Origin of the sequence: Duganella sp. CT11-25 (assembly GCF_047302815.1) — a bacterium.
GTDB lineage: Bacteria > Pseudomonadota > Gammaproteobacteria > Burkholderiales > Burkholderiaceae_D > Rugamonas.
The window spans coordinates 2691625-2717149 of record NZ_JBKBFD010000001.1 but is presented as its reverse complement, the minus strand read 5'-3'; the positions used below and the strand labels follow the sequence as shown (position 1 = coordinate 2717149).

Annotated in this window: 25 protein-coding genes; 4 read left to right on the top strand and 21 right to left on the bottom strand. The window is 65.7% G+C overall.

The features are described from left to right. Positions 1-27: 27 nt before the first annotated feature. From fliJ to fliF, 5 genes are read right to left on the bottom strand one after another with little or no spacing between them, the layout of a single operon-like run. Positions 28-468: a flagellar export protein FliJ gene (gene fliJ, locus ACEN9F_RS11585; RefSeq protein WP_413420167.1), complete on the bottom strand. Its 441-nt coding sequence runs from the start codon at positions 466-468 to the stop codon at positions 28-30. Positions 469-503: 35 nt separating this feature from the next. Next, complete coding sequence (gene fliI, locus ACEN9F_RS11580; RefSeq protein WP_413420166.1) at positions 504-1913, bottom strand: flagellar protein export ATPase FliI; 1410 nt, start codon at positions 1911-1913, stop codon at positions 504-506. 1 nt (position 1914) lies between these two features. Then, the gene (locus ACEN9F_RS11575; RefSeq protein ID WP_413420165.1) at positions 1915-2670 is read right to left on the bottom strand and encodes a flagellar assembly protein FliH; all 756 of its coding nucleotides are present in this window, start codon (positions 2668-2670) and stop codon (positions 1915-1917) included. Next, positions 2670-3668, bottom strand: a complete 999-nt coding sequence (gene fliG, locus ACEN9F_RS11570) for a flagellar motor switch protein FliG (RefSeq protein ID WP_008451337.1) — start codon at positions 3666-3668, stop codon at positions 2670-2672. The genes ACEN9F_RS11575 and fliG overlap by 1 nt, the downstream gene beginning before the upstream one ends. After that, positions 3661-5412: a flagellar basal-body MS-ring/collar protein FliF gene (fliF, locus tag ACEN9F_RS11565; RefSeq protein WP_413420164.1), complete on the bottom strand. Its 1752-nt coding sequence runs from the start codon at positions 5410-5412 to the stop codon at positions 3661-3663. Before fliF ends, fliG begins: the two co-directional genes overlap by 8 nt. Before the next feature lie 224 nt (positions 5413-5636). On the opposite strand from fliF, the gene fliE reads away from it, so the two are divergent. After that, complete coding sequence (gene fliE, locus ACEN9F_RS11560) at positions 5637-5981, top strand: flagellar hook-basal body complex protein FliE (protein ID WP_413420163.1); 345 nt, start codon at positions 5637-5639, stop codon at positions 5979-5981. Between the two features lie 34 nt (positions 5982-6015). Here the strand turns inward: fliE and ACEN9F_RS11555 are convergent, their stop codons facing one another. From ACEN9F_RS11555 to ACEN9F_RS11495, 13 genes are all read right to left on the bottom strand, one after another. Next, positions 6016-6246 carry a hypothetical protein gene (locus ACEN9F_RS11555; protein WP_413420162.1) on the bottom strand — a complete coding sequence of 77 codons (231 nt, stop codon included), beginning with the start codon at positions 6244-6246 and terminating at the stop codon, positions 6016-6018. A 7-nt stretch (positions 6247-6253) separates the two neighbouring features. Next, complete coding sequence (locus tag ACEN9F_RS11550) at positions 6254-7012, bottom strand: flagellar brake protein (protein WP_413420161.1); 759 nt, start codon at positions 7010-7012, stop codon at positions 6254-6256. Positions 7013-7028: 16 nt separating this feature from the next. Next, positions 7029-7361, bottom strand: a complete 333-nt coding sequence (locus ACEN9F_RS11545) for an EscU/YscU/HrcU family type III secretion system export apparatus switch protein (RefSeq protein ID WP_413420160.1) — start codon at positions 7359-7361, stop codon at positions 7029-7031. Continuing rightward, positions 7351-8907, bottom strand: a complete 1557-nt coding sequence (locus ACEN9F_RS11540; protein ID WP_413420159.1) for a flagellar hook-length control protein FliK — start codon at positions 8905-8907, stop codon at positions 7351-7353. Before ACEN9F_RS11540 ends, ACEN9F_RS11545 begins: the two co-directional genes overlap by 11 nt. A gap of 14 nt (positions 8908-8921) precedes the next feature. Further along, a complete protein-coding gene (locus tag ACEN9F_RS11535; protein WP_413420158.1) occupies positions 8922-9251 on the bottom strand; it encodes a flagellar protein FliT in 330 nt (109 codons plus the stop codon). Positions 9252-9254: 3 nt separating this feature from the next. Next, complete coding sequence (gene fliS / locus ACEN9F_RS11530) at positions 9255-9689, bottom strand: flagellar export chaperone FliS (RefSeq protein WP_413420157.1); 435 nt, start codon at positions 9687-9689, stop codon at positions 9255-9257. Positions 9690-9718: 29 nt separating this feature from the next. Further along, a complete protein-coding gene (gene fliD / locus ACEN9F_RS11525; protein WP_413420156.1) occupies positions 9719-12409 on the bottom strand; it encodes a flagellar filament capping protein FliD in 2691 nt (896 codons plus the stop codon). 225 nt (positions 12410-12634) lie between these two features. Next, positions 12635-13018 (bottom strand): flagellar protein FlaG, encoded by a 384-nt coding sequence (locus ACEN9F_RS11520; protein ID WP_413420155.1) that lies wholly within the window; start codon positions 13016-13018, stop codon positions 12635-12637. Positions 13019-13110: 92 nt separating this feature from the next. Next, positions 13111-14691 carry a flagellin gene (locus ACEN9F_RS11515; RefSeq protein WP_413420154.1) on the bottom strand — a complete coding sequence of 527 codons (1581 nt, stop codon included), beginning with the start codon at positions 14689-14691 and terminating at the stop codon, positions 13111-13113. A 301-nt stretch (positions 14692-14992) separates the two neighbouring features. Next, positions 14993-16570: a GGDEF domain-containing protein gene (locus ACEN9F_RS11510; RefSeq protein WP_413420153.1), complete on the bottom strand. Its 1578-nt coding sequence runs from the start codon at positions 16568-16570 to the stop codon at positions 14993-14995. 208 nt (positions 16571-16778) lie between these two features. Then, the gene (locus tag ACEN9F_RS11505; protein WP_413420152.1) at positions 16779-17426 is read right to left on the bottom strand and encodes a response regulator; all 648 of its coding nucleotides are present in this window, start codon (positions 17424-17426) and stop codon (positions 16779-16781) included. Positions 17427-17488: 62 nt separating this feature from the next. Beyond that, positions 17489-18664, bottom strand: a complete 1176-nt coding sequence (locus ACEN9F_RS11500; protein WP_413427038.1) for an ATP-binding protein — start codon at positions 18662-18664, stop codon at positions 17489-17491. 21 nt (positions 18665-18685) lie between these two features. Further along, entirely contained in the window at positions 18686-19252 is a 567-nt protein-coding gene (locus tag ACEN9F_RS11495; RefSeq protein ID WP_413420151.1) for a hypothetical protein, read from the bottom strand. 57 nt (positions 19253-19309) lie between these two features. Between ACEN9F_RS11495 and greB the strand changes: the two genes are divergently transcribed. Both greB and ACEN9F_RS11485 read left to right on the top strand, forming a co-directional pair. Next, positions 19310-19876 (top strand): transcription elongation factor GreB, encoded by a 567-nt coding sequence (greB, locus tag ACEN9F_RS11490; RefSeq protein ID WP_413420150.1) that lies wholly within the window; start codon positions 19310-19312, stop codon positions 19874-19876. Positions 19877-20057: 181 nt separating this feature from the next. Beyond that, on the top strand, positions 20058-20747 hold the full coding sequence (locus ACEN9F_RS11485; RefSeq protein ID WP_413420149.1) for a hypothetical protein: 690 nt from the start codon (positions 20058-20060) through the stop codon (positions 20745-20747). 16 nt (positions 20748-20763) lie between these two features. Here ACEN9F_RS11485 and ACEN9F_RS11480 read toward each other — a convergent pair whose 3' ends face one another. From ACEN9F_RS11480 to gmk, 3 genes are all read right to left on the bottom strand, one after another. Then, the gene (locus ACEN9F_RS11480; RefSeq protein WP_413420148.1) at positions 20764-23097 is read right to left on the bottom strand and encodes a RelA/SpoT family protein; all 2334 of its coding nucleotides are present in this window, start codon (positions 23095-23097) and stop codon (positions 20764-20766) included. 83 nt (positions 23098-23180) lie between these two features. Beyond that, positions 23181-23384: a DNA-directed RNA polymerase subunit omega gene (gene rpoZ, locus ACEN9F_RS11475; protein ID WP_008451304.1), complete on the bottom strand. Its 204-nt coding sequence runs from the start codon at positions 23382-23384 to the stop codon at positions 23181-23183. A gap of 25 nt (positions 23385-23409) precedes the next feature. After that, on the bottom strand, positions 23410-24048 hold the full coding sequence (gene gmk / locus ACEN9F_RS11470) for a guanylate kinase (RefSeq protein WP_413420147.1): 639 nt from the start codon (positions 24046-24048) through the stop codon (positions 23410-23412). 140 nt (positions 24049-24188) lie between these two features. On the opposite strand from gmk, the gene ACEN9F_RS11465 reads away from it, so the two are divergent. Continuing rightward, a complete protein-coding gene (locus tag ACEN9F_RS11465) occupies positions 24189-25523 on the top strand; it encodes a PQQ-binding-like beta-propeller repeat protein (RefSeq protein ID WP_413420146.1) in 1335 nt (444 codons plus the stop codon). The last annotated feature ends 2 nt before the right edge of the window (positions 25524-25525 follow it).

Sequence of the window (25525 nt, the reverse complement as noted above, 5' to 3'; positions counted from 1 at the left end):
TCGCGCCGTATCGGTTGGTTAAATGCGTCAGCGTTTGTAATACGCCTGCCGTGCTGCGTGTTCGTCCATCTGCTTCTGGTCGCGCTTGTTTTCCAGCTTGAGCGCCGCAGCGTCGGCCCGGTCGTTCAGGGTGGAATAGGACATGCGCTTGCGCTCGCTCGCCTGCCAGACCATCTTTTCCTGCTCGCTGCGGTACTCGGCGTGCTTGATCATGTCCATCTGGCCCTTGACCGCCACCTCCAGCTTTTCGATGAAAGCCTGGAAGTTGCGGTAGGCCATGGGCGTGATCCCCGCCTGTTGCGCCGTTTCGAATTTCTTGACGTATTCCTCGCGGAAGCCGACCAGCATCTGATGCTTTTGCTTGGCGTCGTCGACCGCCTTCAGGGCGATCCCCAGCCGCTTGGCCGCATCGTCCGTTTCCCGGCGCGCCAGGTCCATCAGTGTTTCAAGTTGCGCTTTGGAAGCCATGATGACTCATTATAAGTAGCGGTTGGCCAAGGCCATCAGTCGAATAGAGAGGTAAGTTGGCCTAAGCTCTCGCCCATGGTCACGCGTTCGCTGATTTGCTGCTGCAGAAAGTTTTCTATCCTGTCATGCAACAGGATGGCCTGGTCCAGCACCGGATCGGTGCCGGCCGCGTAGGCGCCGACGCTGATCAGGTCGCGGCTGCGTTCGAAGCGCGAGAACAGTTGCTTCAGGTGGCGGGCCTTGGTCTGGTGCTCGTGCGAGGTGATCGAGTGCATGGCGCGGCTGATCGATTGTTCGATGTCGATCGCGGGATAGTGGCCGGCTTCCGCCAGGCGGCGGTTGAGCACGATGTGGCCGTCCAGGATCGCGCGCGCCGAGTCGGCGATCGGATCCTGCTGGTCGTCGCCCTCGGTCAGCACGGTGTAGAAGGCGGTGATCGAGCCGCCGCCCATTTCGCCGTTGCCGGCGCGTTCGACCAGGATCGGCAGTTTGGCGAACACCGACGGCGGATAGCCCTTGGTGGCGGGCGGCTCGCCGATCGCCAGCGCGATCTCGCGCTGCGCCATCGCGTAGCGGGTCAGCGAGTCCATGATCAGCAGCACGTTCTGGCCCTGGTCGCGGAAATGTTCGGCGATGGCGGTGGCGTAGGCCGCGCCCTGCAGGCGCATCAGCGGCGGCGTGTCGGCCGGGGCCGCCACGACCACGGAACGGGCCAGGCCTTCCTCGCCGAGGATTTGTTCGATGAATTCCTTCACCTCCCGACCGCGTTCGCCGATCAGGCCGACCACGATGACGTCGGCCTCGGTGTAGCGCGCCATCATGCCCAGCAACACGGATTTGCCGACGCCGGAACCGGCGAACAGGCCCATGCGCTGGCCGCGGCCGACCGTCAGCATGGCGTTGATCGAGCGCACACCGACGTCCAGCGTTTCGACGATGGGCGCGCGGCCCAGCGGGTTGGCGGGACGGACGTTGATCGGCGCGCTCTCGCTGGCGTGCAGCGGGCCGAGGTTGTCGAGCGGGCGGCCGGCGCCGTCCAGCACGCGGCCCAGCAGTTCCTGGCCGACCGGCAGGTGGCGCGCGCGGTCGCTCGGGCGGCGGCGCGGATGGGCCACGGTGCCCGGTTTCGGGATCGACGGCTCGACCGGGAACACGCGGGTGCCGGGCACCACGCCTTCGACATCGCTTTGCGGCATCAGGAACAAGCGGTCGCCTTCAAAGCCGACCACTTCGGCCTCGATCTTGCCGCCGGCCGGCAGCGGCACGGTGCAGGCGGCGCCCACGGCCAGGCGCAGGCCGACCGCCTCCATCACCAGGCCGGCCACGCGCGTGACGCGGCCCGAGACCTGCATCGGTTCGACGAAGCCGACCAGCGCGGCGCAATCGCTCAGATAGGATTTCCAGCGGCCCGCGTGCGGGTTGGCGGGGACGGGGGCGGTGTCCATGTCAGGCCAGCCAGTCCACTTCTTTGCCCAGCGCGTGGCTCAGGCGTTGCCAGCGCGAGGCGGCGCTGGCGTCGATCTGGTTGCTGGCGGTATCGACCTTGCAGCCGCCGCGGCCGACGCTGGCGTCTTCGACCACGCGCCAGCCGCCCTTGTCCAGTTCCTCGCCGATGCCGGTACGTACCACGGCGGCGTCGTCGGGGTGCAGCACCAGCAGCGCCGGCTGCTGCAACACCGGCAGGTATTCGATGGCGTCGCGCACGATCGGCAGCACCAGCTCGGGCTTGACCTGCAGCGCGTTCTTCAGCATGCCCTTGGCCAGCTGCAGCGCCAGGTCCAGCACCTCGTTGGCGATCAACTGGTCGGCGTCCTGCAGCGCGCTGCTGAAGCTGTCGGCCAGCGCGCGCACTTGTTGCAATTCTTCCTTGCTGGCCAGCTTGCCGGCCTCGATGGCGTCGGCGTGGCCGGCCGCATGGCCTTCATCGTAGCCCTCCTTGCGGGCTTGCTCGCGGATCGCCTCGAGTTCCTCGACGGTCGGGTATTCGACCGGCGGCGGCAGCGGCGGGCCCATTTCCAGCTGTTCCTGCTGCTCCTGCAGCGCCTCCTGCACGCGCTGCTCGGCCTGCAACTGGGCGTCTTCGGCGTCGCGCTCGCGCTGCTCGGCCTGGCGCAGGGCGACCGTGCTGGGACGCTCGTCGCCAAACGACGTCATCTCCCAGCGCTGGAACGCCGACTGCTGCTCTTTGGGTAACATGGCCATCAGACGAAGGAATCCTCACCTTTTCCGCCGAGCACGATCTGGCCTTCGTCGGCCAGGCGGCGCACGATTTGCAGAATTTGCTTCTGTTGCGTTTCCACCTCGGACAGGCGGACCGGTCCTTTCGATTCCAGGTCTTCGCGCATCATTTCCGACGCCCGCGCCGACATGTTCTTGAAGATCTTGTCGCGCAATTCCTGCGACGCGCCCTTCAGGGCGATAATCAGCATTTCCGACTGCACTTCGCGCAGCAGCAGCTGGATGCCGCGGTCGTCGATATCGATCAGGTTGTCGAACACGAACATTTCGTCCATGATCTTCTGCGCCATGTCGTTGTCGTAGTTCTTGATGTTGTCCATCACCGAACCTTCCTGCTCGCCGCTCATGAAGTTCAGGATCTCGGCGGCGGCGCGGACGCCGCCCAGCGACGATTTCTTGATGTTTTCATTGCCCGACAGCAGCTTGGTCAGCACGTCGTTCAGTTCGCGCAGCGCGGCCGGCTGCACGCCGTCCAGCGTGGCGATGCGCAGCACCACGTCGTTGCGCAGGCGGTCGGTGAAGTGGCCCAGGATTTCGCAGGCCTGGTCGCGCTCCAGGTGGACCAGGATGGTGGCGATGATCTGCGGGTGCTCGTTGCGGATCAGCTCGGCCACCGATTGCGAATCCATCCACTTCAGCGATTCGATGCCGGAGGCGTCCTTGCCGCCCAGGATGCGCGACAGCAGCACCGAGGCCTTGTCGTCGCCCAGCGCCTTGGTCAGCACCTGGCGGATGTACTCGTCCGAATCCAGGCCCACGGTGGAGGCCGCCGCGACCATGTCGCGGAAGTTGTCCAGGGTGCCGACCACTTCCTCATGGGGCACGTTCTTCATGGTCGCCATGGCGGCGCCCAGCTTGAGCACTTCGCGCGGGCCGAGGAACTTCATCACCTCGGCGGCCTCGCTCTCGCCCATGGCCAGCATCAGGATGGCGGCCTTTTGCAATCCGGTATTCTCAGTCATTTGCGCCTATCCATTCTTTAATCACGTTGGCAACGATGCGCGGATCCTCGGTGGCCAGTTTCTTGGCCATGGCCAGGTTTTCGCGGTAGCCGCGCGCGGTGTTTTCTTCCATCTTGCGCAACTCTTCCTCGGCGATGAGGGCGGCGTCCGGGCCTTCCTCGACGACCTCTTCCGGCTCTTCCGGTTCCGGCTCCGGCGCATTGATCTCGTCGATCTTCTTGAACACCGGGCGCATCATCGGACGCACGATGCGCATCAGGATGTACAGCAACACCAGCGCGGTGATCAGGAACTTCGCCAGATCCTTGGCCATCGGCAAGTTGGCCGGGTCGCGCCACCAGTCCGGCGGCGGCTCGAACGGCTTGTCGACGCCGTCGAACGGCGAGTTGGCCACGCTGACGGCGTCGCCGCGGTCCTGGTTGTAGCCCATGGCTTGCTTGACCAGGTCGTTGATCTTGGCCATCTCTTCAGGAGTATAGGCCTTGATCGTGACTTTGCCGTCCTTATCGATGAGGCGCTTGTAATTGACCACCACCGCCACCGTCATGCGGCGCAGGCCGCCCATGCCGCGTTGCTCGTAGCGCACGGTCTTGTCGACTTCGTAGTTGGTGGTCGATTCCTTGTGGTTCGGGCCGTTGGCGGCGCCGGCCGCCGCGGTGCCCGGCGGCGTGCCGGGGGCGGGCGCGTTCGGGCCGGCGGCGCCGGCCACCTGGGTCAGCGGCGCGGTGGCGGTGCCCGGCGGCTGGTTCGACAGCGCGCCCGGAATGCCGCCCGGATTGGCGTTGCCGCCATTGCCGTTGGTTTCCACGCTCTGCTGGCTGCGGATGGCGGAGGCGGCCGGCGGCGAGTTCGGCTTGTAGGTTTCGGCGGCCTGCTCGATCTGCGAGAAATCGACGTCGGCGGTGGCCTCGGCGCGCACATTGCCTTCGCCGACGATGGGGATGATGATCGATTCGACCTGCTTGATGACCTGCAGCTGCATGTCCTTGACATACTTGAGCTGGGTTTCATCCATGTTCTTGGCGTTCAGGCCGGAACTGCCGTTCTTGTTTTGGTCGGAAATCAGGTTGCCGGCCTGGTCGACCACGGTGACGTTGGCAGGCAGCAATTCGGGCACGCTGGAGGCGACCAGGTGGACGATGGCGCCGGTCTGCTGCGGGTCCAGCATGCGGTTGGGGTGCAGGGTGACGATCACCGAGGCGGTCGGCTTTTGCTGGTCGCGCACGAACACGGACGGCTTCGGCAGCGCCAGGTGGACGCGGGCGTTCTCGACCGGCGCCAGCGACATCACCGAGCGCGCCAGCTCGCCTTCCAGCGCGCGCTGGTAGTTGACTTGTTCGAGGAACTGGGACACGCCCAGCTTCTGGTTTTCCATCAGCTCGAAGCCGACGTTGCCGCCCTTGGGCAAGCCCTGGGCCGCCAGCTTCAGGCGGATATCGTGGACTTGCTCGGCCGGCACCAGGATGGCCGTACCGTTGTCGGAGAACTTGTGCTTGACGTTGAGCTTGTCCAGCTCGGCCGTGATGGCGCCGCCGTCGCGGTCGGTGAAGTTGGAGAACAGCACCGCGTATTCAGGCGGCTTGTTCCACAGCCACAGGCCGAGCAGGATGGCGACGACGGCCGCCGCGCCGGCGGCGCGCAGGAAATTGCGGCCCATCGGCGTCTGGATGAAGGGCAGCCGTTCCGCGCCGCCGTCGGTTTGCGCGGCAGCTGTGTCGTTTTGGATTTCTTCCGCTACGGCCATGATGGTTGGTTTCCGGTGGGTTCTGGTAGGAATGGGCCATTATTGCGCGTTTCCGGGCCGGTCAATGCCCGGAACAGAGCGCCGTTTACGGTCCTGCTCGGTCCTGTGGGCTGGCCTTCCCCTTGGTATTCTGTCAGCACTGATAGAGCCGTGCCGTATTGTAACGCCACGCTCGGCCATGTCGTGGAATTTGTTCCATGACAGCAACAAGACGGGAGTGAGAGATGAGAACAGGTGGAATCGACAGCAGCCAGATCCAGGCGATGATCGCGCAATTGAAGGCGCACGCCACGCGCCCGAGCCTGACGCCGCCGGTGATCCAGACCGAAGCGCCGGCCGCGCCCAAGGCGGAGTTTTCGGACGCGCTGAAGAAGTCGCTGGACGCGGTCAACGCCAGCCAGGTCGAGGCCGACGGCATGAGCAAGAAATTCGCGATGGGCGACGATAGCGTCAGCCTGTCGGACATGATGATCTCGATGCAGAAAGCCAGCATCAACTTCCAGGCCACCATCCAGGTGCGCAACAAGCTGGTCTCGGCCTACCACGACATCATGAACATGCAGGTCTAAAAAGCGGGGGCAGTTCCGACAAACGGACCCCGCCTTACTTCAGCACGACCTTGCGCAGCGTTTCCACCGCCAGCAGCGCGAAGAACAGCCAGGCGCAGGCGGTCACCGCGATCGGCGGCACGCCGGGGATGTGCATCACCCGGTCCATGAACGTGTAGGCGGTGGCGAAGACGAAGGCCGCCGCCAGTACCCAATTGCGCTGCTTGGCGAACAGACCGGCGCACGTGACCGTGCCGGCCAGGCTGATGATGGTGGCGATTTGCATGCTTTGATTAGCTGAGGCCGGCGATGCGGGCGTTGCGTTCGCGTTCCAGCTTGGTGATGTAGCGCTGCACATAGGCCAGCATGCCGCGCGAGATGTTGACGAATTCGCAGCCCAGGCGGCGGTTGGTCTTGTTGTTGAGCAAGGTCAGGTCGAGCGAGTTGCGCACCTGCAGCGCCGTGGCCACCTGGCCGATTTCCGGCAGGTCGATCAGGCAATCCGCATAGTTCTTGCCGATCGAGTCGCCCAAGATCATTTTATTGTCCAGGATGGCGATCCCGCCGCAGCTGATGTCGGCCAGCGGGAAGGTGGTGGTGCCGCCCAGCTCGGCAGGCAGCGGGATCACCACCCGCACCGGGTTGGTGACCGGCGTGGCGATGCGGTAGAACTCGCGCCGCTGCAGTCGGATCAGCGTGTCCGGGATGTCGATCTTGAACGCCGGGTTGCCTTCGAACGTGGTCGATTCGATATGGGCGGCGGCGAACAGGATGCGCACCTTGTCCAGCGTGGTTTCGAACGACAGCCGGCGCGAGGCCAGGATGCGCTTGTTCTGCTCCTTGTCGATCGAGCAGTCGAGGATCACGGTCCGGCTGTGCTCGTCCACGTCCAGGATCGAGGTCACGCAGACGTCCGCTTCGCCCTGGATCAGCATGCGGATTAACTGGTTTTTTTCGCCGATGCCGCGCAGCAGGGAGAAAATCTCCTTTCGTGATTCGACTTCAAAATCGTGCCAGTTTTCCAATTCCGCATCCTGAAAGTGTGGGTACATCTGTTGCCAGTTCGAGTCAAATTTCGGTCAAGGGGATGCTGGTGTCCGGCGGCGCCGGGAGCGCCAGGCCGGACTTTTGCGCTGATTCAATATGATATAGCCAGGCCAACAGTTCCGCAATCGTACGATACAGCGTGGGCGGAATTTGTTGGTCTAGATCAATATCCATCAGTAAAGAGACAAGTTCCCTGGACTCATGGATGAACACGCCTGCCTCCTGGGCGACGTTGATGATCTGCTCGGCCACCAGGCCGCGGCCCTTGGCCACCACCTTGGGTGCCGGGGCGCCGGTCTGGTAGGCCAGGGCCACCGCCTGCTGCAGCGGCCGGCGTGGGGCGTCATCCGTCATCGCGCGCCTCCTGGCTGATGGTCAGCGAGGACAGCGGCGCGCCGGCCGCCTCCATCGCGCCCTCCAGCCGGCCGGCATAGGCGCGCAGCGTGGTGGCGGTGTCGTCGCTGTCGGCCTGCACCTGGATGTGGACCTGGCCGCCGACCAGCGTGACCGAGGCCGACACCGCGCCCAGCATCGGGAAGCGGAAGCGCACGCCGCTGCGCCAGACCTGCTCCGGCTCGGCCTCGCCGCCGCCGCCGCCGTCGTCCTTGCGGCCTTCGCGCTGCTCGCGGCGGATTTCCCATTGCATGGCCTGGCCCGGCCACGCCTGGCCGTTCCATTGCACCCGGCCCTGTTCCTGCGTGTGCAGCTGCTGGTTGATCAGTTGCGCGGCGGTCAGGTCGGGACCGCTGGCGGCGGCGCGGGCGGCGCTCTCGCCGCCTTGCATCAAGCGCTGCATCTGCGGCTCGCGCATCAGCTCGGGCAGGGTGCGTTCGCCCTTGACCCATTCGGTGACGTGGGATTCGTAGAACAGGCCGCTTTGCGAGATGGTGTCGTGCAGCTTTTGCGCCAGCTGGCCGGCGTCCGGCGCGGCATTGCCGAACAGCGCGGTCTTGCCGACCAGGGCCAGCTGCGCCGACTGGCCGGCCTGGGCCGTGCCCAGCACCGTGGTCAGCACGCGGGCGGTGCTGCTCAGCGTCGGCAGCGGCGTGTTCGGATCGAGGTCGGGCAGTTCGTTGGACGGCGTCAGCGGCGCCTTGCCCAGCAAGGTGGCGGCCAGGCTTTGCGGTTTGACGGCATCGGCCGGGACCGCCGAACCGGCGGCGCCGGCAGCCAGGGCGGTCGCGGCGGCGGCTTGGCCGGCGGACGGCGTCGGCAGCGCGGCGGGATAGGCGGCCGGTGCGCCAGCCGCGGCGCCGGCGGCGGTTGCGGGGCGCGCCGGCTGGCCGGCGGGCGCGGCATCGGCCGCGTCCGCGCCGGTCGGCGGGCCGGGACAGGCGCCGGCCGGTGTCGCTGGATTGTCGGGGGCGGCGACGGCGGGTTTGGCCTGGCCGGGCAGGGCCGGATCGCCGCCGGCGGCGCTCTCCGGGCCGGCGCCGGCCGGCGTGCCGGGCGCGGCGCCGGGCCAGCCCGGCGGGGCGGCGGCGGAAGGCTTGCCGCTGCCGGGCACATAGACGGCCGATCCTTGCGAGGGCAGCGGCGCGGCCGGATCGCCGCCGGCGGCGCCGGTGTCGGCATACACCAGGGTGGCGCTGCCGCCGGGCGTGCCGTTACCGACCTGGAAGGTGGGACGCGGATTGGCGCTCAGCACGGTGAGCGGCACGTCGGCGCCGACCTCGGTGCCGGGCGGCAGCATCATGCGCACCGCGTTGTCGGCCACCTTGACCAGGTAGCTGCCATCCTTGAGCCTGGACATCACCTCGGCGGTGACGGTTTGCCCGACCAGTCCCTGCAGCGCGCGCTGGAAGGCCGCCTGGCGGCCGTCGCCGATGGCGACGCCTGCACCGACGCCGTCCGCCGGGGTCAGCGGCGTCACGGTGGCGGCGTCCAGGCGCGGCAGCATGGCGCGCGCCTGCTTTAGACGCTGCCGTAGGCGTTAATCACGCGCCGTTCAGTGCCGGTGGAGTTGATCAGCTTGGACAGTTGCTCCATCCATGGCATGGTCAGGTCGCGGATCTGGCGATCGGCGTTGAGCATCTGGCGTATCAGTTCGATCTTGCGTTCGCGGTCGGCGCCGTGCATCGGCTGCTGCGGCTCCTGCGCGCGCAGCGTCTGCACGTGGGCGGCGCAGCGCTGCTCCAGCAACACCAGCGCGTCCCAGTCGCTGCGGCTGGCCGCTTGCACCATCTGCTCGGTCAGGTCGGCCATCGCGGCGTACACGGATAAAACATCTTGAATCGTCATCATGGATCAGGCGCTCGCGAGATTGGGTTGGTTGACGCCGGTGGCGGCGGGGGTGTCGGCGATCGCATTCCAGGCGTCGCGCAACTCGGTCAGCAAACGCTGCACTTCTTCCAGGATCGCCGGGTCGTTGTTGATGTTGGCCGTCAGCAGGCGGCCGCTCATGTATTCGTACAGCGCATCGAGGCCCTCGGCGATCTCGCCGCCCGCCTTTTTGTCGAGCGCGGCGCGCAGGCCGCTGTCGATGATCATGATGGCCTTGGAGATCGATTTGCCCTTCTCGCCGATGTTGCCGCTGCGGATGCCGTTGAGGGCGCCGTTCAGCGCCACCAGTGCGCCGTCGAACAGCATCACGATCAGCTTGTGGGGACTGGCGGCGACCACGCCGGTTTCCATGCCAACCTTGGCATAGGCGTGCACGCCAGTTTGTCGAGATCCGAACATACTCTGTCTCCTGTTAAAGCGTCTGCGGCTTAGGCCTTGGCCATCGCCGCGAACTGTTGCGTCAAGAATGACGCGGTGGTATTCATGCTGGCGATCGAGGTGTCGAGCGCCGTGTACTGGGCGCGGTAGCGCGCCTCGATGTCGGTCAGCCGCGCGCTGAAGGCGTCGCGCTGCTTGGTGATGTCCTTGACTGTCGTGTTCAGGCCGGTGGTGCGGCTGGCGATCGCGCCGGTGCTGCCCAGGTAGCCCGCAGCTAAGGTGTTGAGCTGGTAGGCGTAACCCTGCGAGAAGCCGAAGGTGCCGCGCGAGCCGATGGTGTCGCCGGTGATCGTCAGTTTCAGCCCGTCCACGGGCGCGCCGGGGGCGCCGGTCAGCGACTGGCCGTCGCCGGTGGCGGTGTAGCCGCCGATGGTGCCGGCCACGTCCACGCCATCCACCGAGGCGCCGGTGCCGAACACCGCCGAGATGTCGGTCCCGGTGGCGCTGCTGATGTGGATATTCGACTTGGAGCCGTAGCGGGTCGACGCCAATTGCAGTTTGCCGTCGTCGCCGACGGTGGCGGTGACGGTGGCGCCGGCGGTGGCAAACGCGCCGACGCCGTTGATCGTCGATTGCAGCAGCGTTGCCAGCTGGCTGGGGTTGTAGCTGCCGGCCGGCAGCGTGATCGTGGCGGTGTTGGACAGCGTGGCTGGCGTGGTGTCGTTCAGTGTCACGGTCCAGGTGGTGTCGCTGTCGATCACCGTTTCCGCCGGCAGCACCGTGGTGCCGGCCAGCGTGCCTTTGCTGGCCAGCTGGGTGATATTGATCGCGTAGTCGCCGGCCTTGGTCTTGGCGGTGGAGCTGGCAAACACGATGTCCGGATCGGTGCCGCGGCCGACCGCCGCGAACAGGCCGGGAATGTCCTTGAAGTTGTTGGTGATGGCCTTTTGCAACTTGCTGGTGTCCAGGCTGAGCGTGCCGTCTTTCTGGAAGGCAATGCCGATCTGCGACAGGCTGGTCAGCGAAGTGCCCTGCAGGCCGGTGATCGAGGTTGACAGCTGGCGCCGGATCGATGCCTGCAGGTTGCGCAGCGTTGAGTCGCCCAGTAGCGGGCCGCCGGTCTTGGTGTCGGGATCATAGGCGCCTAACGACGCAATCTGCGTGTTGAGGTCGTTGTAGGCCTTGACGAAGGCGTTGACCGAGCCGGTCAGCGAAGAGCTGTCGGTGGCCACCGTGATCGTGGAGCTGCCGGCCTTGAGCGCACTGATGGTCACGCCGGCGATGGCGCCGCTGATGCCGGTGCTGGGGCTGGTCACGGCGATGCCGTTGACGGTGGCCAGGGTGTCGGCGGCGGCGGCCTTCTGCGACAGGTTCTGCACGCCGCCCGGGTCATAGCCCAGCAGCGCGACCAGGTCCGCATCGGGTGGATTGCCGCCGGAGCCAGACAGCGTGATTTTCATCGTCGAGCTGGCGCCGGTCGCGGTCGAGGTCAGGATCAGGTGGTTGGGCGTGGCATTGGCGCCGGTGCTGCCGTCCGACACAACGCTGGCGGTGACGCCAAAGTTGCCCTTGTTGATGGCATCGATGATGCCCTGCATCGTGTTGTTCGAGCTGTCGATGACGATGTTGCCGCTGGTGCGTGACGAGTCGGCGGCAAAGCCGGCGCCGAGGTAGGCGCCGCCGACGCCGGCAGTCAGGCCGGCGCCGGCCGGGTTGGTGCCGCCGACGGTGATCGGGCTGCCGTCGGCCGAGATCAGCGAGATCGAGCCGATTGCGGTGGTGCTCGAGCCGATGTTGGCGGCGCCGCTGTTGCCGACGCCCCCGGTGACCGTGCCGCTGACCGCTTCGGCGATGGCGATGTTGCTGCCGTCGGCATTGGTGAATTGCAGGTCGCCGCCGGCCGCGGTGCCGGTGACGGTGATGTTGGCGTCGGCCAGCGCGCGCGCCACGGCCGTGTTGCCGGTCAGCGCGGCGTCCAGCGAGGCGGCGGTCACGCCGCCGGGGCCACCGGCGGCCACGCCGGTGGCCTGGGCGGCGATTTCCACGCCGGCCACCGACAGCGAATAGGTGCCGCCGCCGCTGGTGTCGATGTCGCCGAAGCTGGAGACGCCGCCGGCGCCGAACAGGGTGGCGCTGGTGACCGTGGCCGAGGCCTTGGCCGAGACGCCGGTGGTGCCGCTCTTGGCGTTGATGGCGTCGGCCAGCAGGCGCGCGCTGCGGGTGGTGCCGTCGGTGGCGATCGCGGTGTTGTTGATGCTCAGCGCGCCGGGCGTCAGGCCGCCTGTGCTCAGGCTGGCGCCCAGGGCGCCGCCGGTGAGGCCAAAGCTGCCGCCGCTGACCGTGCCCAGCGAGAAGTTAATGGTGGTCTTGGCGCCCAGGCCGATCGCCGCCGTGGTGCTCTTGTATCCCGCCGAGGCCAGCGTCTGCGCCTGGGCGATCTGGGTGATGTTGACCCGGTAGCTGCCGGGCTGCGCGGCCGAGGTGGCGGTGGCGGTCAGGACGCTGGTATCGCTGGGTGTGCTGCTCAGGGCCTGGAAATTCGACAGCGAGGTCAGGCCGGACAGCGAGCCCTGGAACGCACCCAACGCGCTCGACAGGTTGCCGAACGCGGACACTTGCGACAGATAACTGGCCGACTTTTTATCGAAGTCCGCCAGCGGCGCGGACTCGACCGCCATCAGCTTGCTGACGATGGTGTTGACGTCGATGCCTGAACCGATGCCGGGAGAAGAGAGGCCCACGATGTGCTCCTAAGTAAAGCAATAATATAAGACAATATCGGCAGAATCAAACCGGACTTGAGAGGGGAGAATACCGGCCTGTTCGGCGAAAGCTGAAAAAACAGGCAGTGGCGAGTCCAGCGTGGGTCCGGCGCCGGGCGTGGCCCGCGAGACTGGAGAGGGCGGCGCTCCCGGAACAGGATGCCATCAGAAGAGAAAAAGCGGCGCGCGCCAGGCGCGGCCGCTTCAGGCGGTTTGCTGGATCAGCAAGCCGGTGCCGGATTTCGATTCCAGCGATTTGGCGATTTCCAGCGCCTCCGGCGTCGGAATCTGGCGCAGCACTTCCTTGGTGGTCTGGTCGACCACCTTGACCACGGTGCGCTTGCTGTCGCTGTCGACCGAAAACTCCAGCCCCTGCGACTTGGCCTGGACCGACTTGTTGAGCTGCGACACCGCTTCGTTGACCTGCTCCAGCGACGGCGTCGCGGACGGCGCCTTCACCGCGGCGGCGGTCTCGACGGCGGTGGCCGGCGCGCGCGCGGCGCCCTGGGCGGCGGCGGCGTCGGTGCTGACCGGAGCCCGGTCGGCGGGGCGGGCCGTGGTGGCCGAGCCTATGGTATCGATAGTCATGATGGCTTCCTTTGTGAAAAATCCCCGACTGATGAAATCAGCCGGGGAACCTGGTTAAAGCGGCGCTTTGGGCGCCGTCTCATCCCCGGATTTTAGCCACGCAGCAGCGACAGCACGCCGTTCGGCAGCGAGTTGGCCTGGGCCAAGATCGCGGTACCGGCTTGTTGCAGGATCTGGCCGCGGGTCAGGCTCGCGGTTTCTGCGGCGAAGTCGGTATCCTGAATGCGGCTACGGGAAGCAGACAAGTTTTCCGTGGTCGTGTTCAAGTTCGAAATGGTCGAGGCGAAACGGTTCTGGATCGCACCCAGCGACGCGCGGTTGCTGTTGATCTGGTTCAGGGCCGAGTCGATGGTTTTCAGTGCGGCGTTCGAGCCTGCCACGCTGCTGACGTCCAGTTTGGCGACCGATTGCAGCGAGCTGGCGACGGTTGCGGCGACGATGCTGGTGCCGGTCGAGCTGAGCGAGAAACCATTGTCCGACGAGAAGTCCAGGTGGCCACCGACGGTGACGCTGGCGCCGACGCCGGCATTGACGACCGGGGTCGGACCCGAGTTGTCCACGGTGTCCGCAGCGCCGCCGGCGCCGATCGTGATCGGCGTCGGGATGACGGCCGCGGTGCTGCCCGAGGCTGGCTTGTCGGCACCGCGGATGCCCGCCGTGTCCAGCGCGTCGTCAGCTGCGGTGTTGGTGTTCTGCACTTGGATGTCGTCGCCGGCATTGTTGGTCAGGACGATTTCCTTGCCGGTGCCCGCAGCGTTGGTCTTGATGGCGGCGCTGATGTTGGTGGTGCCGGACTGGGCGTTGATCGCCTGGGCCAGCGACGACAGGTCGCCACCTTTGACTTGTGCTGCGATGGTGACCGCTTTCGATTCCTTGTCGTTGGCAACCGAGTTGGCGCCGCGCAGTGCGAACTGGTAGGAGCCGTCGGTCAGGCCCGACAGGGTGGCGGTGGTGGTCGCGCTGGCGGTCACGCCGCTGCTGCTGCTCTGGCCATTGATGGCCGAAGCGATGACCTTGGCGCTGTCGTTGGCTTTGACGTCAATGTTGGTGGTGACGCCGGAACCGGAGTTCAGGGTCAGAGTCTCGGCGCCGACGTTGTTCTTGTTACCGGCGATGGCTTCCGAAATCACGGTGCCGCCGTAGGCCGAGGTCGACGTGTTGTTGCCGATGTCGGTGGCGCGGGCGCTTTGCACGCCGACGTTGATGGTCTGGCCCGAGTTGGCGCCGACCTGGAACTGGGCCGAGGTCAGCGAGCCGTCCAGCACGTTCTGGCCGTTGAACTGGGTGGTGTTGGCCACACGGTCCAGTTCCTGCGACAGAGCGGAAACCTCGCCCTGGATCGATTTGCGGTCGGAATCGGAGTTGGTGCCGTTGGCGGACTGGACTGCCAGTTCGCGGATACGCTGCAGCAGGTCGCCGGCGGTGCTCAAGCCACCCTCGGCCGTTTGAGCCAGCGAGATACCGTCGTTGGCGTTACGCGCAGCCGTGGTATTGCCGCGAATCTGCGACGTGAAACGCTCGGAAATGGCCAGACCGGCGGCGTCGTCCTTGGCGCTGTTGATGCGCAGGCCCGAAGACAGGCGTTGCAGCGAGGTCGACAGGTTGGCTTGCGAGGTGGTCAGGTTACGTTGCGAATTCAGCGATGCAATATTAGTGTTAATGACTTGTGCCATGATGTTTCTCCAAACTGGTGCTTCATTGTGGGCGGGTTGCCTCAGTTCCCCTTGGTCTGCCTCCGTGTTCCGAGACAATCAAACCGCAGTTGTAGCTACTAACGGTTGCCCAGCGGGAAAATTTAGGGTGGGAAACAGGGGTATATTTTATTATTTCGCCCTCAAGTTCGCCCCGCGTTCCCGTCTAAACGACCGCGATGCGGAAATCTTTAGGGTGAAAATAAATATATTTCCACCCTGATTTTGGCGAAAAAAAAGCCCGGCGGGCGCCGGGCTGGAGACCAACAGCAGGGGCGGCGGCTTATTCGGCCACCACCACCCGGTTCTTGCCGGTCTGCTTGGCCGTGTACATGGCCTTGTCGGCGCGCTTGACCAGCTCGGTCTGCTCTTCGTTGGGGCGGCGCAGCGCGACGCCGGCCGAGAAGGTGATCAAGACTTTCTCGTTGTCGTGCAGGAAGAAGTGCTTGGTCAGCTCGCGCTGCAGCCGGGTCATCGTGCTGGCGGCCGCCTCGACCGAGGTTTCCGGCATCAGGATCAGGAATTCCTCGCCGCCGAAGCGGGCGATCACGTCCATCGAGCGCAGCGTGTCCTTGACGATCTTGACCAGGTGCTTGAGCGCGGCGTCGCCGGCGATGTGGCCGTAGGTGTCGTTGAGCTTCTTGAAATCGTCGAGGTCGAGGATGGCGATGCACAGCGGCGTGCCGCGGCGGTCGGCGCGCGCGGTCTCGCGCTCGAACACGTCGTCCAGGCCGCGGCGATTCAGGCTGCCGGTCAGCTGGTCTTCGCGCACCAGCTCGCTCAAATGCTGCAGCTTGGCCTCCAACGTGTGAATGCGGTTCTCGGCGTCCTGCACTTCCTGGCGCGCCAGCACCATCTTGTCGCGCGCCTTCAGGGCTTCGCTCTGGACGATGCGGGTTTCCTTCAGCACTTCGTCGAGGATGTTGTTGAGTTCGGCGATATTGTCGGCCTTGCTGATCTTTTCCGAGTAGCCGCCGATCTTCTCGTGGAAGTCGCCGGTCGAGGCCGCCACCTGGCCGAGGCGGTCGATGAAGGTCATCATCATGTTCTTGACGGTGAGCTTGACGTCCGACAGGCTGTGCTTGAGCTGGCCCTGCTTGTAGATCACTTCCTTCAGGCTGCGCGTGGCTTCCTCCAGCGCGCGCACGTCGAGCGGGCCGGCGATCAGGTTTTGCACCGCCTCGATCTGGCCGCGCAGCCAGCTGTCGTCGTCCAGCAGTTCGCTGACGTTTTCCAGCAGCAGCTTGAACAGGCGCAGCAGCAACTCCTGCTGCTCGCCGGAGTCGCCGCCGCGCAGCTCGATCTGGAAGCACAGCTGCTTGAGGCGCAGCGCGATCTCGGCCAGCGCCTCCTCGCTGTGGGCCAGCTTGGTGGCCGCGCCCAGCGATTCGGCCTCGGCCACCAGCACCGGCGCGCCGGACAGCAGCGAGGCGACGGCGAAGGTCAGCGTGCGGCTCAGCAGGTCGCGCAGGGTGCGGGTCTGCTCGTCGTCGGCCGGCAGGCCGGCCACTTCGATGCCGCCCTTCCGGCTGACGAAGTGCTTTTCCACCAGCTGCGACAGCGTCTTGGCGTAGCCGTCCCAGTCGCGCGACTTGACGGCGCGGTTGAAGCGGCGGCCGAAGTCGGCCAGGTCGCCGGTGTTCTCGGTCAGGCGGGTGGCAAACTGGCTCAAGACCGATTCCGGGCCGGGATCGGCGCTGCCGGCCGGCGCGGGCGGCGCGGCGGCGATGCCGGCGATTTCGTTGTAGATGTCGCGGTAGGCTTCCGGCGTCGGCGCGATGCGGCGCGTGGCCAGGCGGCGGAACGCCTCGCGCGCGATCTCGGCCGGATTCTGCTCGGGAGTGGTGGGTTTGCTAGACATATTGCACGCGGCCTCGTTTAGGGATTACTCATTACCATCATGATAAGCCCGCGTCCTGGCCTGCATTGCGTGAATAAGGGGCTGGAAGGCGTCTTTCATCTAAGCATTAAAAGTGTTCACTTCGTCAATGCCGTGCGCGCGCGACTAGTATTTAGCCAGTTTCATGCGCCAGGGCGCGCCCGGCTCTATATTACCCGGGTCGGCGCGCTTATTCTATTAATTGGTTCTTGATGGCGTAATGGGTCAGCTCGGCGCTGTTTTTCAGCTTCATCTTGACCAGCAGCCGGGCCCGGTATTCGCTGACGGTCTTGACCGACAGCGACAGTTCCTTGGCGATCATGCCGACCGTCTTGCCGGAGGCGATCATGGTCAAGGTCTGGTATTCGCGGTCGGACAGCGCGTCGTGCGGCGGCGCCTCGTGGTCGTCGCCGACGTGGTTGGCCAGTTCCTGGGCCAGCGCCGCGCTGATGTACTTGAGGCCGCCGGCCACCTGGCGGATCGCCGTCACCAGCTCGCGCGGGGCGCTCTGCTTGGTCAGGTAGCCGGCCGCGCCGGCCTTGAGCGAGCGGATCGCGTACTGGTCCTCGCGGTGCATGGACAGCATCAGCACCGCCAGCTCCGGCTTTTCCTTCTTGATCTGCTTGAGCACCTCGATGCCGCTGCGGTCCGGCATCGAAATGTCGAGCAGCATCACCTGGCAGTCGGACTTGCGGAACAGCTTGATGGCGTCCAGGCCGTTTTCCGCCTCGCCGGCGACGACGATGTCGCGCGTCTCGGCCAGGATCTGCTTCAAGCCTTCCCGCACGATGGCATGGTCGTCGGCGATGAAGACCTTGATGGTGGCTTTTTCTGTCATGTAAATCTCTAACCCTGGTTCACGGCCTGTTATTGTTTCGCGTCCACGTGCTCCATGGCACATTATTTCGTGGAGGAAAGGTTTTCTCCAGCTATTGTAGCGCCAGCGGCCGCTGCAATGAGGGCTTCGCGTGCGGTATCGCGCTTAATTTTGATCGAGACCACGGTGCCGCCGCCGGTGGCGTGGCTCAGCGTCAACGTTCCGCCCAGCGCGCGGGCCCGCTCGGCCATGCCGCGCAGGCCGAAGGAGGCGGGCTTGCTGCGGTCGGACGGGAGGATGCCGCCGCCGTTGTCGCTGATTTTCAGGCTGACGTGGTGGCGCAGCCGCGCCAGCTTGACGCTGACCCGGCTGGCGTGCGCGTGCTTGGCGATATTGGTCAGCGCCTCCTGGGCGATGCGGAACAGCGCGGTGGCCTGGTCGTTGTCGAGGTCGACCTCGCGCTGGTTGGCGCTGAACTGGGTCTCGACCCCGGTCTGCCTGGCGAATTCGCCGGCCTGCCACTCCAGCGCCGCCACCAGGCCCAGGTCCAGCAGGGCGGGGCGCAGGTCCAGCGAGATGCGGTGGATGGCCTCGATGGTGCGGTCGACCAGGGCGTCGACGTAGTCGGTCTTGTCGCGCAGCGCCGGGTCGTGTTCCAGCCGCGCGGCCAGCATCGCCACCGCCATCTTGATGGCGGTCAGGTTGCCGCCCAGCTCGTCGTGGATCTCGCGCGCGATACGGGTGCGCTCCTGTTCCTTGACGCGGTCGGTGTGCGCGCTCAGCTCGGCCAGGCGGGCGCGCGAATGGCGCACCTCCATCTGCTCCTGCTTGCTCTCGCTGATATTGGTCATGATGCCGTCCCAGCGCACCGCGCCGTCCGCCAGCGCGTGCGGGGTGCAGCGCAGGTTGATCCACTTGACGTCTTTCCAGGCCTCGACCCAGATGCGGCCCTCCCAGTTCCAGCTCCACAGCGCCGAGGCCGAGGCCTGCATCGATTCCTGGTAGGACCTGCGGTCGTCCGGCAGGATCAGTTCGAGGAAGCGCTCGGGCTGGCCGTGCAGCTCGGCGGCGGTCAGGCCGAGCAGGGCCTGGCAGCCGTCGCTCAGGTAGGGGAAGCTGACCTTGCCATCGGCATGCAGCGCGAACTGGAACACCAGGCCGGGCGTGTTGGAGACGATGGCGTCGAAGCGCGCGCGCACCTGCTCCAGTTCCGCCGCCAGCGCCGTGTTGTCGTTGTGTGATCGGGATGCCGCAGTCATGTTCTCTTTATCGGTAGTCATTCAAGCCCGCCAGCGGGCGCGGAAGCGTTTCAGCAGGCGCCGGAAGCGCGCGACCCAACTGCCGGGCGGCGGCACCGCGTGCCGGCGCCAGTGGCGGAAGGCCCGGGCCAGCGCGCTCACTTCGCGCCAGGCGGCGGTGGCGCGCAGCCGTTCGATCCAGCGCGCCTTCAGCGCCAGGAACCATGCCAGCAGGGCGGCGAACCAGACGATGGTCAGCAGCACCGGCCGCGTCAGCAGGTACAGCCGCGCCACCGCCGCCGCGCCGCCCAGCTTGGCCAGCACGATGACCAGCAAGCCGGTCAGCGGATAGCCGTTGGCCATCGCCCACAGCGCCAGCAGCTTGACCGGGAACAGCAGCGTGGCCGGCAGCACGAACAGCACCAGCGCCGCATAAGGCCCGAGGCGGCAGATCCAGGCCTCCAGCCGGCGCAGCGGCGGCCAGGCCGCCAGCCGGCTCATCAGGCGCATGCCCAGGTCCCACAGCCAGTCTTCCAGCAGCAACAGCAGGGCGGCCAGGTACACCAGGGGTGCTAACAGCCAGCGTTGAAATCGGTAAAATAGTCTCATTATGGGAGCGTTGTTCCTTAGTCATGATGATACGTGAAAGCCGTTACAATAGCCCGTATGAATAAAGCATTTGTCAAAGAAGCAGACCAGGACGATGACGACGAGGCCGCGGCGCTGGCCCTGGCGATCCCGGCTGGCGCGAAGAACTACATCCGGCCGGAAGGCTACCAGCGCATCAAGGATGAGCTGCTGCAGCTGATCGACGTCGACCGGCCGGAGGTGGTGCGCATCGTGCACTGGGCCGCCTCCAACGGCGACCGTTCCGAAAACGGCGACTACATCTACGGCAAGCGGCGCCTGCGCGAGATCGACCGCCGCATCCGCTTCCTGACCAAGCGCATGGATTCGGCCGCCATCGTCGACCCCAGTGTGCACCACGGCAGCGACCAGGTGTTTTTCGGCGCCACCGTCACCTACTGCAACCAGCATGATGAAACCCGCACCATCACCATCGTCGGCATCGACGAGCTCGATCCGCTGAACGGCAAGATCAGCTGGGTGGCGCCGGTGGCGCGCGCGCTGACCAAGGCGCGCGAGGGCGACACCATCACCTTCCAGGCGCCGCACGGCGTGGAACAGCTGGACATCCTCGAGGTGAGCTATCCTGCGCCGGCTGCCGATTAAAGTCTGGGCCGGACTGTGCCTGCTGACGCTGCTGGGCTGGCTTGGCACGGCACGCGCGCTCGACGTCTACACGATCGACCTCAACTCCAGCAAATCCAGCTATAACGACAGCCACATCCAGCGCCTGCTGGCGGCGGCGCTGGAAGCGTCGAGCGCCAGATACGGCCCGTATGAGCTGCGCGTGGCGCCGCTGCGCATGGAGCGCGACCGGCTGCTGCAGGAGATGCTCAAGGGGGAGCTGGTCAACCTGAGCGGGCAGGTGACATCGCGCGAGTGGGAGCAAAAGCTGATCCCGATCCGCATCCCGCTCGACAAGGGCATTTCGTGCTACCGCATCTCGCTGATCGACAGCCGCAATCAGGACTTGTTCAGCGCGGTGCGCACGCTGGACCAGCTCAAGGGGATGGCGTTGGGGTCGGGACGGCAGTGGAGCCTGACCGCCTCGTACAAGCAGGCCGGCCTCCATGTGGTGGAGGGGACCACGTCGGCGGGATTGCATGGCATGCTGGCGGCGGGCCGCTTCCAGTACTTTCCGCGCGCGATCGACGAGGCGGTGCACGAGCAGGCCGCCTATGTGGGGGCGTTCCCCAGTTTGAGCGTGGAGAGCAGCTTTGCGCTCTATGTGCCGTCGCCGCGCTACTTCTTCCTGGGCGGCGGCGAGCGCCGGCTGGCGCAGCGGCTGGAATACGGCATGCAGATGCTGATCGCCGATGGCCGCTTCGACCAGATTTTCCACGAATTCTATGACGGCCTGATCGACAAGGTCGGCCTGCGCAAGCGCCGCGTCTTCAAGCTGGACAACCCGCTGCTGTCGCCGCAAACGCCGCTGGCCAACAAGGCGTACTGGTACGATCCGTTCGAGCACAAGTAGTTGTGGCGGTACGGGGTCAGCTGCGCTCGCGCAGGATGCGGTTGACGCCGGCCACGCGGCGCACGTTGCGCAGCAGGCCCGCCAGGTGCACGCGGTCCTTCACCTGGATGGTGAAGCGCAGCTGGTGCAGCACGTGTTCCTTGTCCTCGTCCATGCCGACGTAGGTGATGTTGGCGTCCGATTCGCCGATCTCCGCCGCCACGCGGGCGAGGATGCCTTTCTCGTTGTTGATCAGCAGCTTGATGCGGCTGTCGAAACGGCGGTTCAATTCCGTGCCCCACTTGACCGCGATCCAGCGGTCCGGCTCCTTGATCTTCTGGCGCTTGGCCAGCGTGCAGTCGCTGGTATGCACCAGCAAGCCCTGGTCGCGGCGCAGCTGGCCGATGATCGAGTCGCCCGGGATCGGCAGGCAGCACGGCGCCAGTTGCACCGACACCCCTTCGCTGCCGCAGATGGTGACCGGATCGAGTTCCGCCGCGCTGTTGTGGTCGACCGGCGCGCTGGCCGATTCGCCGCCGCGCAGGCCGAAGATGTGCCGCGCCACCAGCGCCGCCATGCGCTTGCCGATGCCGATGTCGGCGTACAGTTCGTCCAGCGACTTGGCGCTCGATTCGTTCAGCAGGCGCTCGGTCAGGTGTTCTTCCAGCTCGGCCTTCATGCCCAGCGACGACAGCGCCTGCGCCAGCAGCTGCTGGCCCAGCGTGATCGACTCCGGCAGGTTGATGGTGCGCAGGTGATGGCGGATCGCCGAACGGGCCTTGCCGGTGCGGACGAACGACAGCCATGTCGGGCTGGGCCGCGACGACGAATCCGTCACGATCTCGACGATGTCGCCGTTGCGCAGTTCGGTGCGCAGCGAGGCCGGTTCGTTGTTGATCGTCACCGACACCGTATGGTCGCCGATGCCGGTATGGATGGAATACGCGAAGTCGATCGGCGTCGCGCCGCGCGGCAGCGCGATGATCTTCGATTTGGGCGTGAACACATACACCGAGTCCGGGAACAGGTCGACCTTGACGTGTTCCAGGAATTCGGCCGAGTCGCCGGTCTGCTGCTGGATGTCGAGCAGCGATTGCAGCCACGCGTGGGTGCGCTGCTGCAGGTCCGACATATTCGCTTCGCCGTTCTTGTACAGCCAGTGCGCGGCCACGCCCGATTCGGCGGTGCGGTGCATTTCCTGGGTGCGGATCTGGAACTCGACCGGCGTGCCGTAGGGGCCGATCAGCGTGGTGTGCAGCGACTGGTAGCCGTTCAACTTGCGGATCGCGATGTAGTCCTTGAACTTGCCCGGCATCGGCTTGTACAGCGAGTGCAGCGTGCCCAGCGCGACATAGCAGTTGGGGAAGCTGTCGACCACCACGCGGAAGCCGTACACGTCCAGCACCTGCGAGAACGACAGGTGCTTGCTGCGCATCTTCTTGTAGATGCCGTACAGCGTCTTCTCGCGGCCATACACCTCGGCCTCGATGTCGGCCATCGCCAGCGTGTTCTTGACCGACTCCAGGATCTTCTTGACCACCTCGCGGCGGTTGCCGCGCGCCGCCTTGACGGCCTTGCCCAGCGTGCGGTAGCGCAGCGGGTACAGGTGCGAGAACGACAGGTCCTGCAGTTCGCGGTAGATATTGTTCAGGCCAAGGCGGTGCGCGATCGGCACGTACACTTCCATGGTCTCGCTGGAGATGCGCGCCTTCTTGGCCGGCGCCATCACCTCCATCGTGCGCATATTGTGCAGGCGGTCGGCCAGCTTGATCAGGATCACGCGCACGTCCGACGCCATCGCCAGCAGCATCTTGCGGAAGTTCTCCGCCTGCGCTTCGATCTGGCTCTGGAATTCGATCTTCTCCAGCTTGGACAAGCCGTCGACCAGGTTGGCCACCGGCGCGCCGAAGCGTTCGATCAGCTCTTCCTTCTTGACGTCCTGGTCTTCCATCACGTCGTGCAGCAGCGCCGCCATGATGGCCTGCGCGTCCAGCTTCCAGTCGGCGCAGATCTCGGCCACGGCGATCGGATGCGAGATGTAAGGCTCGCCCGATTTGCGCACCTGCCCGAGGTGCATCTCGTCCGAGAAGCGGTAGGCTTCCTTGACCTTTTTCAGGTCGGCGGCCGTCATGTACTCGGCCAGTTTTTCGGTCAGATGCGTTACCGAGGCGACGCCGGCGGTCAGGGTGGGCGTGGCCAGGGGCGACGAAGAAATCACAGGGGGAATGGGAGCGGGTGCGGATGAGGCGATGGTGGAAGCGGTGCTGTCGCCTGCGTCGGCTCCGGACATGGCTTTAGCCGGCGCTTTGGCCGGCTGTTTTGCCCTGGCGGGCTTGCCGCTCAGTGTCGGATCGGCAGGGATCAGATTCATACGTGTGCGTTCCGTCTCAATGGGAATGTCCAATACTACTGCTAAACCGCATCATTCACATTGTTCGGGAACGCGGGCCCAACTTACATTGGGACCTTTTTCAACATTTCCAGGCCGACCTTGCCGGCGGCGATTTCGCGCAGCGCGACGACGGTCGGCTTGTCCTTGGCTTCCACCTTCGGGGTGTGGCCTTGCAGCAGTTGGCGTGCGCGATAGGTCGCGGCCAGGGTCAGCTGGAAACGGTTCGGAATAGTTTTCAGACAATCTTCAATCGTAATACGGGCCATCTAGAACTCCTAAAATCTTGTGTATTTATTCAGCGTGGATACCCAGTTGGGCAAAGAGCGAGGCGTTGCGCGCCGCTTGTTGCGCAAACCGGCAACGGGCCGCTCTCACAATCGCCGTCAGTTCCGACAGGGCGACTGCAAATTCTTCGTTGATAATAGCATACTCGAACTCGGGAGCGTGGGCGATTTCGCCGCCCGCCGCCAGCAGCCGCTTGGTGATCACGTGCGGTTCGTCGGTGGCGCGTTTGTTCAGGCGTTCTTCCAGCGCGGCGATCGACGGCGGCAGGATGAAAATGCCGGCCGCCTGCGGGAACTGCTTCTTGACCTGGCGCGCGCCCTGCCAATCGATTTCCAGCAGGATGTCGGTGCCGGTCTTCATCTGTTCTTCCACCATCAGGCGCGAGGTGCCGTAGTAATTGCCGTGCACTTCGGCCCACTCCAGGAACTCGCCGGCCTTGGCGCGCGCGACGAAATCGTCGGCGCTGGTGAAGTAGTATTCCTTGCCGTGGGTCTCGCCCGGACGCGGCGCGCGCGTGGTGGTGGAGATCGACAGTTTGATCGCCGGTTCCTGCGCCAGCAGCGCGTTGACCAGCGTGGACTTGCCGGCGCCCGAAGGCGCGACGACCATGAACAGGCTGCCCGCTAATGCGTTGGTTGAACTCATGTCTATCTTTCAATAACGTAGGCGGGCGAGTTAATGCGTCGCCCAAAGACGTATTTTACCAAGAGCAAGAACTTGCCGCCATTTTCTCAAGCGCTGGCAACTCTGGCACACTAGGCCGTTTTCAACGGGGGAGACTGCACATGCATTATAAGAAGATGGCGGTGATTTGTTGCTGGTTGCTGGCGGCGCAAGCCACGGCCGCCGACGGGGCCGGGCGCGACTGGACCATGCTGATGGGCGGGCCGCAGCACGCGGGCCACATCGCCAGCGGCGGCGGCGTCGATTTCAGCAAGCTGGCGCTGGCCGGCCGCTACGCGCTGCACGCGGAAATCAGCGCCTCGCCGGTGGCCGCCGGCGGCCGCGTGTATGTGGGCGCGGAGGACGGCAACCTGCATGCCGTCGACCAGGCGTCGCGCCGGCTGCTGTGGATTTATCACTGCCAGGGTGGCATCGGCTCGACGCCGGCGCTGGCCGACGGCGTGCTGTATTTCCTCAGCCGCGACGGCCTGTTGCACGCGGTGGCGGCGGCCGACGGCAAGCCGCTGTGGCAGTTCCGCACCGGCGGCGAGGGGCGCTTCGCCGGCCTCGGCCTGTACGGCGCGCCGCTGGCGGCGGGGCCGGCGCCCGATCCCTGGGACTTGTACCTGTCCTCGCCGCTGGTCGAGGGCGGCAAGGTCTACGCCGGCAGCAGCGACGGCAACGTGTATGCGCTGGACGCGCTCAGCGGCAAGCCGCTGTGGGCTTTCAAGACCGGCGGCGTGGTGCATTCCTCGCCTGCGCTGGCCGGCAAGAACATCGTGATCGGCAGCTGGGATGGCGCCGTCTACGCGCTGGACGGGGCCACCGGCGCCGAGCGCTGGCGCTTCCGCACCAGGACCGAAGGGCAGGCCGATTACATGCAGGGCATACAGGCGTCGCCCAGCGTGGACGGCGATACCGTCTACATCGGCGCGCGCGACGCCTATCTGTATGCGATCGACGCCGCCAGCGGTGCGCAGAAGTGGCGCTACGACGCCAAGGGCAGCTGGGTGGTCGGCAGCGCCGCGCTGGACCAGCGCAACCTGTATGTCGGCACGTCGGACACCGGGCTGTTGCTGGCGCTGGACAAGGCCAGCGGGCAGGAGCGCTATCGCTTCGACACCAGGGTCTGGACCTACGCCGCGCCGCTGCTGATTGATGATGCGCTGGTGGTGGCGTCGATGAAGGGCGAGGCCTATGTGCTGGATGCCGCGACCGGCAAGCAGCGCTGGCGCTACCAGACCGACGCGGCGCGCCAGGACGGCTACCGCGTGCTGGACAAGGATGGCAAGTTCGATAGCGCGCGCTTGTTTACCGAGGCGCCGCATACGGTGTATTCCGCCGTCGAGCACGTCAAGCGCCTGGGCGCGTTCAGCGCCTCGCCGCTGTGGCATCGCGGCCAGCTGATCCTGGCGACGGCGACCGGCGAGTTGCTGTTCTTCGAGGCGGGGCGCTGACG

Coding starts and splice junctions, on each gene's coding strand:
- fliJ (WP_413420167.1), bottom strand. CDS start 468: ATGGCTTCCAAAGCGCAACTTGAAACACTGATGGACCTGGCGCGCCGG.
- fliI (WP_413420166.1), bottom strand. CDS start 1,913: ATGGACACCGCCCCCGTCCCCGCCAACCCGCACGCGGGCCGCTGGAAA.
- ACEN9F_RS11575 (WP_413420165.1), bottom strand. CDS start 2,670: ATGGCCATGTTACCCAAAGAGCAGCAGTCGGCGTTCCAGCGCTGGGAG.
- fliG (WP_008451337.1), bottom strand. CDS start 3,668: ATGACTGAGAATACCGGATTGCAAAAGGCCGCCATCCTGATGCTGGCC.
- fliF (WP_413420164.1), bottom strand. CDS start 5,412: ATGGCCGTAGCGGAAGAAATCCAAAACGACACAGCTGCCGCGCAAACC.
- fliE (WP_413420163.1), top strand. CDS start 5,637: ATGAGAACAGGTGGAATCGACAGCAGCCAGATCCAGGCGATGATCGCG.
- ACEN9F_RS11555 (WP_413420162.1), bottom strand. CDS start 6,246: ATGCAAATCGCCACCATCATCAGCCTGGCCGGCACGGTCACGTGCGCC.
- ACEN9F_RS11550 (WP_413420161.1), bottom strand. CDS start 7,012: ATGTACCCACACTTTCAGGATGCGGAATTGGAAAACTGGCACGATTTT.
- ACEN9F_RS11545 (WP_413420160.1), bottom strand. CDS start 7,361: ATGACGGATGACGCCCCACGCCGGCCGCTGCAGCAGGCGGTGGCCCTG.
- ACEN9F_RS11540 (WP_413420159.1), bottom strand. CDS start 8,907: ATGCTGCCGCGCCTGGACGCCGCCACCGTGACGCCGCTGACCCCGGCG.
- ACEN9F_RS11535 (WP_413420158.1), bottom strand. CDS start 9,251: ATGATGACGATTCAAGATGTTTTATCCGTGTACGCCGCGATGGCCGAC.
- fliS (WP_413420157.1), bottom strand. CDS start 9,689: ATGTTCGGATCTCGACAAACTGGCGTGCACGCCTATGCCAAGGTTGGC.
- ACEN9F_RS11520 (WP_413420155.1), bottom strand. CDS start 13,018: ATGACTATCGATACCATAGGCTCGGCCACCACGGCCCGCCCCGCCGAC.
- ACEN9F_RS11515 (WP_413420154.1), bottom strand. CDS start 14,691: ATGGCACAAGTCATTAACACTAATATTGCATCGCTGAATTCGCAACGT.
- ACEN9F_RS11510 (WP_413420153.1), bottom strand. CDS start 16,570: ATGTCTAGCAAACCCACCACTCCCGAGCAGAATCCGGCCGAGATCGCG.
- ACEN9F_RS11505 (WP_413420152.1), bottom strand. CDS start 17,426: ATGACAGAAAAAGCCACCATCAAGGTCTTCATCGCCGACGACCATGCC.
- ACEN9F_RS11500 (WP_413427038.1), bottom strand. CDS start 18,664: ATGACTGCGGCATCCCGATCACACAACGACAACACGGCGCTGGCGGCG.
- ACEN9F_RS11495 (WP_413420151.1), bottom strand. CDS start 19,252: ATGAGACTATTTTACCGATTTCAACGCTGGCTGTTAGCACCCCTGGTG.
- greB (WP_413420150.1), top strand. CDS start 19,310: ATGAATAAAGCATTTGTCAAAGAAGCAGACCAGGACGATGACGACGAG.
- ACEN9F_RS11480 (WP_413420148.1), bottom strand. CDS start 23,097: ATGAATCTGATCCCTGCCGATCCGACACTGAGCGGCAAGCCCGCCAGG.
- rpoZ (WP_008451304.1), bottom strand. CDS start 23,384: ATGGCCCGTATTACGATTGAAGATTGTCTGAAAACTATTCCGAACCGT.
- gmk (WP_413420147.1), bottom strand. CDS start 24,048: ATGAGTTCAACCAACGCATTAGCGGGCAGCCTGTTCATGGTCGTCGCG.
- ACEN9F_RS11465 (WP_413420146.1), top strand. CDS start 24,189: ATGCATTATAAGAAGATGGCGGTGATTTGTTGCTGGTTGCTGGCGGCG.